General features: G+C 63.5%; 5 protein-coding genes and 1 pseudogene. 1 reads left to right on the top strand and 5 read right to left on the bottom strand.

The window, feature by feature from the left end; translation table 11 throughout:
• A partial coding sequence (locus EN994_RS13700) for a glucuronate isomerase (protein WP_164745906.1) occupies positions 1-747 on the bottom strand: 747 nt, incomplete at its 3' end.
• Positions 748-842: 95 nt separating this feature from the next.
• On the opposite strand from EN994_RS13700, the gene EN994_RS13705 reads away from it, so the two are divergent.
• Entirely contained in the window at positions 843-2,363 is a 1,521-nt protein-coding gene (locus EN994_RS13705) for a mannitol dehydrogenase family protein (RefSeq protein ID WP_063169452.1), read from the top strand.
• Between the two features lie 51 nt (positions 2,364-2,414).
• On the opposite strand, the gene EN994_RS13710 is transcribed toward EN994_RS13705, so the two are convergent.
• From EN994_RS13710 to EN994_RS13725, 4 genes and pseudogenes are all read right to left on the bottom strand, one after another.
• Positions 2,415-2,822 (bottom strand): F0F1 ATP synthase subunit epsilon, encoded by a 408-nt coding sequence (locus EN994_RS13710; RefSeq protein WP_013529039.1) that lies wholly within the window; start codon positions 2,820-2,822, stop codon positions 2,415-2,417.
• Between the two features lie 102 nt (positions 2,823-2,924).
• Positions 2,925-4,517 carry a F0F1 ATP synthase subunit beta gene (atpD, locus tag EN994_RS13715; RefSeq protein WP_027163462.1) on the bottom strand — a complete coding sequence of 531 codons (1,593 nt, stop codon included), beginning with the start codon at positions 4,515-4,517 and terminating at the stop codon, positions 2,925-2,927.
• Positions 4,518-4,587: 70 nt separating this feature from the next.
• Positions 4,588-5,472: a F0F1 ATP synthase subunit gamma gene (locus EN994_RS13720; RefSeq protein WP_013529037.1), complete on the bottom strand. Its 885-nt coding sequence runs from the start codon at positions 5,470-5,472 to the stop codon at positions 4,588-4,590.
• Between the two features lie 32 nt (positions 5,473-5,504).
• Positions 5,505-6,311 (bottom strand): annotated as a pseudogene (locus tag EN994_RS13725) (F0F1 ATP synthase subunit alpha); the annotation flags it as partial.

The following is a 6,311-nucleotide window of genomic DNA, read 5'->3' on the forward strand; positions in this document are numbered from 1 at the left end:
ATGCGCATCGAGATAGCCTGCCCAGCTGCCGGTGTCGCAGCCGGTGATCTCGCCGAGCCGGTCGAGATTGGTTGAAAACCCCTCGAAGTCGGGATCGACGACGGCGTCGGGGCGATAAGCGGTGACCACACGGCCCTGCCAGCCGCTGTCGCGGATCATCTGGTGCCATTTGAGATCGTCGAGCGCGCCTTCGGTGGTCGCGATGACCTCGATGTTGAAGCGCTCGAACAGGGCGCGCGGGCGGAAATTCTCCCACTGCAGCAGCGTCGCGATGGCGTCGTAGTGGCGGTCGGCGGTCGCTGCGGTCAGCGGCTCGTCGATGCCGAACAGATCGGCAAGCACATGATCGAACCACAGCCGGGTCGGTGTACCCCGAAACAGATAATAGTGCTCGGCAAAAAGCCGCCAGATCGCCCTGCCGTCGGTCTCGACCGGCGCGCCGTCCAGCGTCGCCACGCCGAGATCCTCAAGGCGGATGCCTTGGCTGAACAGCATGCGGAAAATGTAGTGATCCGGAACGATGAGCAGTTGCGCCGGATCCGGAAAAGGCTCGTTCAGCGCATACCAACGCGGATCGGTGTGGCCATGCGGGCTGACCAGGGGCAGGTCCTTGATCCCGGCATAGAGATCGCGGGCAACCGAGCGCGAATGCGCATCGGCGGGAAACAGCAGATCCGCATCGGTCAGTGGCACGGCAATCCTCCCAGGGCCGCTATCGGTAGGGGCGGCAAGAAATAATGTCAACATACAAAAATTAGGTTGTTGTATGATGACTTTTCGGCCCATTGTGTGGCGGGAAATCGAATGTTACGCCGCTTTGCCGATCCCTGCCGAGGCCACTCATGTCATCCGACCAGACCAGTCGCACCACGACGACCGAACGCCTTTCCACGAAGACGTTGCGCGCACTGCCGGCTTCGATCGCGACGCCTTCGTATGATCGCAGCCGCATCGTCCCGGGCATCGTGCATCTTGGCGTCGGCGCCTTCCATCGCGCCCACCAGGCCGCCTATGTCGACGATTGCCTGGCGGCCGGCGAGACGGATTGGGGCATAACAGGCGTTTCGCTGCGCAGCGCCGACACGCGCGACGCACTCACGCCGCAGGATGGGCTCTACACGCTGGCGATCAGAAGCAGTGGAACCGAAAAACTTCAGGTCATCGGCTCGATTACCGCGATGCTGGTGGCGCCGGAGGATCCGGGCGCGGTACTGGCCGCGCTGACCGATCCGCGCACCCGCATCGTCACGCTTACGATCACCGAAAAGGCCTATCTGAGGGCGGCTGGCGGCGGATTGGACGCTGCTCATCCCGATATCGCCCATGATCTGGCCAATCCGCAGATGCCGAAGACAGCGCATGGTTTCCTGACCGAGGCGCTTGCCCGGCGACGCGCCGCCGGCACGCCGCCCTTTACCGTGCTCTGTTGCGACAATCTGCCGGCCAACGGCGCCACGCTGCATCGGCTGTTGGTTGAATTCGCCCAGTTGCGAGATGCCGGGCTCGCCCAATCGAATGATGTCGGAATTGCCGATCACATCGCCCATCAGGTCGCCTTTCCTTCAAGCATGGTCGACCGCATCGTGCCGGCAACCACCGATGCCGATCGGGCGCGGATCGCTGAAGAACTCGGTGCCGAGGACGCTTGGCCTGTCATGACCGAGCCGTTCTGCCAATGGGTGGTCGAAGACAATTTCCCAGCGGGCCGCCCGGACTGGGAACAGTTCGGCGTCACCATGGTTCGCGACGTCGGCCCGTTCGAGGACATGAAGCTCAGGCTGCTCAACGGCTCGCATTCGGCCATCGCCTATCTTGGCCTGCTCAGCGGTCATGCCACCGTCGACCGCGCCTTCGCCGACCCGGCGATCCGGCAATTCGTCGATGCATTGTGGGCGGAAGCCATCCCGACCCTGCCCGAGGATGCCGGGCTCGACCCGAGCGCTTACACCGCGGAGCTCGCTGAGCGTTTTTCCAACACTGCACTTGCCCACCGTACGGCTCAGATCGCCAATGACGGCAGCCAGAAATTGCCGCAGCGCATCGTCGCTTCCGCCATCGAATGTCTAGAAGCCGGTACCGAGCTGGTCCATCTCACGTTGGTGGTGGCTGCCTGGATCGCTGCTTGCGCCGCACGAGGAAAAACCTTGCCGGAGGGCCATTTCACCGACCCGCTCGACGCGGCGTTGACGGCACTTTTGGGCGAGCAACTGCCGGCGAACGAAACCGTGACCGCTGTGTTCGACCTCGCCGGCTTCGCCAAGGACCATGCCGAGCGCCAGACCTTGATCGAGCTCGTGGCCGTGCATCTCGTCCACCTGCGACGAGACGGCCCGACATTGGCTTTCGCAGCCTTGGGCATTTAAACAAAAAAGCGAGGCAAGGCCCCGCTTTTTACTCTTTCATCGAACCGAATTTCAAGCCGGCAGGATGGCGCCTTCCAGCGTGGTGAGCTGGCTAAGGAACTGTTCCGCCTTGCTGCGAGCCTCGTCGTCCTTGGCATCAGTGGCGTCTTCTTTGGCTTCCTGGATGCGGCGCGCGAGATCGGCGCGGTCGACATCCTTCACCGCGACAGCCGATTCCGCCAGCAGCGTGCAGCCGGCCGGAACGATGTCGGCGAAGCCGCCGAACACCACATAGCGCTCTTCGCCGCCCGCTGCGGTCTTCACGGTGACGACACCCGGCTTGATCGTGGTCATGACCGGCGCGTGATGCGCCATCACGGTCATCTCGCCTTCGGCGCCCGGAATGACGACGGATTCAACCTGCTCGGAAACAAGCAGGCGCTCCGGCGAGACCAGTTCGAACTTGAAAGCTTCAGCCATGATCAATTTAGCGAATAGCGAATAGCGAGCAGCGAGTAGTCAGAAGAAGAATTCGCCGGCCCATATTCCCTATTCGCTACTCCCTATTCGCTATTCGCTTGATTACGCCGCTTCAGCCGCGAGGCGCTGTGCTTTCTCGACCGCTTCCTCGATGCCGCCGACCATGTAGAAGGCAGCTTCCGGAAGGTGATCGTAGTCGCCGTTGCAGAGGCCCTTGAAGCCCTTGATGGTGTCGGCGAGGTCGACCAGCTTGCCCGGCGCGCCGGTGAACACTTCGGCGACGAAGAAGGGCTGCGATAGGAAGCGCTCGATCTTGCGGGCGCGGGCCACGGTCTGCTTGTCTTCTTCCGACAGCTCGTCCATGCCCAGGATGGCGATGATGTCCTGCAGCGACTTGTAGCGCTGGAGGATCGACTGCACCTGGCGCGCGACGCCGTAATGCTCGTCGCCGACGACCAGCGGGTCGAGCATGCGCGAGGTCGAATCCAGCGGATCGACCGCCGGATAGATGCCCTTTTCGGCGATGGCGCGGTTCAGCGTCGTGGTCGCGTCAAGGTGGGCGAACGAGGTCGCCGGCGCCGGATCGGTCAAGTCGTCGGCGGGCACGTAGATCGCCTGCACGGACGTGATCGAGCCCTTGGTGGTGGTGGTGATGCGTTCCTGCAACGCGCCCATGTCGGTGGCGAGCGTCGGCTGATAGCCCACCGCCGACGGGATACGGCCAAGCAGAGCCGACACTTCCGAACCCGCCTGCGTGAAGCGGAAGATGTTGTCGACGAAGAACAGCACGTCCTGGCCCTGGTCGCGGAAATACTCCGCAACCGTCAGGCCGGTCAGGCCGACGCGGGCGCGCGCGCCCGGCGGCTCGTTCATCTGGCCGTAGACGAGCGCGGCCTTGGAGCCTTCGCCGCCGCCCTTCTTGTTGACGCCGGATTCGATGAACTCGTGATACAGATCGTTGCCTTCGCGGGTGCGCTCGCCGACGCCGGCGAACACCGAATAGCCGCCATGCGCCTTGGCGATGTTGTTGATCAGTTCCTGGATCAGCACGGTCTTGCCGACGCCGGCGCCGCCGAACAGGCCGATCTTGCCGCCCTTGGCGTAGGGAGCCAGGAGGTCGAGCACCTTGATGCCGGTGATCAGGATCTGTGCTTCCGTCGACTGCTCGACATAGGTCGGAGCCGGCTGGTGGATGGAGCGCATTTCGATCGCGTCGACCGGGCCTTCTTCGTCGACCGGCTCGCCGATGACGTTGATGATGCGGCCGAGCATGCCCGGGCCGACCGGCACGGTGATCGGCGCGCCGGTGTCACGCACTTCCTGGCCGCGAACCAGACCTTCGGTCGAGTCCATGGCGATGCAGCGCACGGTGTTTTCACCCAGGTGCTGGGCGACTTCGAGCACCAGACGGTTGCCGACATTGGTCGTCTCGAGCGCGTTCAGGATCGCCGGCAGGTGATCGCCGAACTGCACGTCGACGACGGCGCCGATGACCTGGCGGACCTTGCCGACAACGCCGGTTGCCTTGCTGGCCACTGCCGATGTCTTGGCAGCTGCGGCCTTCGCCGGTGCTGCTGCCTTGGCCGGGGCCGCCTTCGCGGCTGCTGCTGGAGCCTTTGCCGCCTTCGCGGGGGCTGCTGCCTTCGCGGCTGCGGCCTTGGGGGCTGCCTTCTGGGGGGTCGCTGCTTTCGCCATCGTCTTTACCCTTTTTCGTCCTTTGTTTCTCACGCGGTCCGGTCGCGGGCAAAAAACCCGTGGACCGCGCCTAGAGCGCCTCGGCGCCCGAAATGATTTCGATCAGTTCCTTGGTGATCTGCGCCTGCCGCTGGCGGTTATAGGTGATCGACAACTTGTTGATCATCTCGCCGGCGTTGCGCGTCGCATTGTCCATGGCACTCATCTTGGCGCCCATCTCGCCGGCCGCGTTTTCGAGCAGTGCCCGGAAAACCTGCACCGAGATGTTGCGCGGAATGAGATCGGAGAGGATTTCGCCCGGCTCCGGTTCGTATTCATAGACAGCGTTGCCGCCATCCGTCACTTCCGCCTGAGCCGAAGCAACGCCCGCCGGAATGATCTGCTGCGCGGTCGGGATCTGGCTGATCACAGACTTGAACTGCGAATAGAACAGCGTGCAGATGTCGAAGCCGCCCTCGTTGAAGAGATGGATGACCTTCTTGGCTATGGCATCGGCATTGACGAAACCGAGTGTCTTGACCTCGCGCAGATCGACGCGATCGATGATCAGCGACGCGTAGTCGCGGCGCAGGATGTCGAAACCCTTCTTGCCGACGCAGATGATCTTGACCTGCTTGCCGTCGGCCAAAAGCTTGCGGATGTGGTCGCGGGCAAGACGGGCGATCTGCGAATTGAAGCCGCCGCACAGGCCGCGCTCGGCGGTGCAGACGACGAGCAGATGCACATCATCCTTGCCGGTGCCGGTCATCAGCGCCGGGGCATCGCCACCGCCGCCGATCGCCTGGGTGATGTTGGCCAGCACGGAACCCATGCGCTCCGAATAGGGGCGCGCCGCTTCCGCAGCCTCTTGCGCACGGCGCAGCTTCGCCGCGGCGACCATCTGCATCGCCTTGGTGATCTTCTGCGTCGCCTTGACCGAGGCGATACGGTTACGAAGGTCTTTTAATGAAGGCATGCTTCAAACCTGATCCCGTCTTGTCGCTTCGCTCAGGCGAAGGTCTTGGCGAAAGCGTCGATCTCGGCCTTCAGCTTGGCGCGCAGATCGTCCGACAGTGCCTTTTCCTTGCGGATGGCGTCGAGAACGTCCTTGCCGGCCGCACGCATGTGGCTGAGCAGGCCATGCTCGAACTTGCCGACCTGGTTGACCGGCAGCTTGTCGAGATAACCGTTGACGCCGGCGAAGATCACCGCGACCTGCTCTTCCGTCTTCAGCGGCGAGAACTGCGGCTGCTTCAGGAGTTCGGTCAGGCGCGATCCGCGGTTGAGCAGGCGCTGCGTGGCAGCGTCGAGATCCGAGCCGAACTGCGCGAAGGCCGCCATTTCGCGGTACTGCGCGAGCTCGCCCTTGATCGAGCCGGCAACCTGCTTCATCGCCTTGATCTGCGCGGCCGAGCCGACGCGCGACACCGATAGACCGACGTTCACCGCAGGACGGATGCCCTGGAAGAACAGGTTGGTTTCGAGGAAGATCTGGCCGTCGGTGATCGAGATCACGTTGGTCGGGATGTAGGCCGACACGTCGTTGGCCTGCGTCTCGATGATCGGCAGAGCGGTCAGCGACCCGCCGCCCAGATCGTCGTTGAGCTTGGCGGCGCGCTCGAGCAGGCGCGAGTGCAGGTAGAACACGTCGCCCGGATAGGCTTCGCGGCCCGGCGGGCGGCGCAGCAGCAGCGACATCTGGCGATAGGCGACGGCCTGCTTCGACAGATCGTCATAGCTGATCAGCGCGTGCATGCCGTTGTCGCGGAAATATTCACCCATGGTGCAGCCGGCGAACGGCGCCAGGAACTGCAT

The organism is Mesorhizobium sp. M7A.F.Ca.CA.002.09.1.1 (genome assembly GCF_003998555.1).
GTDB classification, from domain to species: Bacteria; Pseudomonadota; Alphaproteobacteria; order Rhizobiales; family Rhizobiaceae; genus Mesorhizobium; species Mesorhizobium ciceri.

Coding starts and splice junctions, on each gene's coding strand:
- EN994_RS13720 (WP_013529037.1), bottom strand. CDS start 5,472: ATGCCTTCATTAAAAGACCTTCGTAACCGTATCGCCTCGGTCAAGGCG.
- EN994_RS13705 (WP_063169452.1), top strand. CDS start 843: ATGTCATCCGACCAGACCAGTCGCACCACGACGACCGAACGCCTTTCC.
- atpD (WP_027163462.1), bottom strand. CDS start 4,517: ATGGCGAAAGCAGCGACCCCCCAGAAGGCAGCCCCCAAGGCCGCAGCC.
- EN994_RS13710 (WP_013529039.1), bottom strand. CDS start 2,822: ATGGCTGAAGCTTTCAAGTTCGAACTGGTCTCGCCGGAGCGCCTGCTT.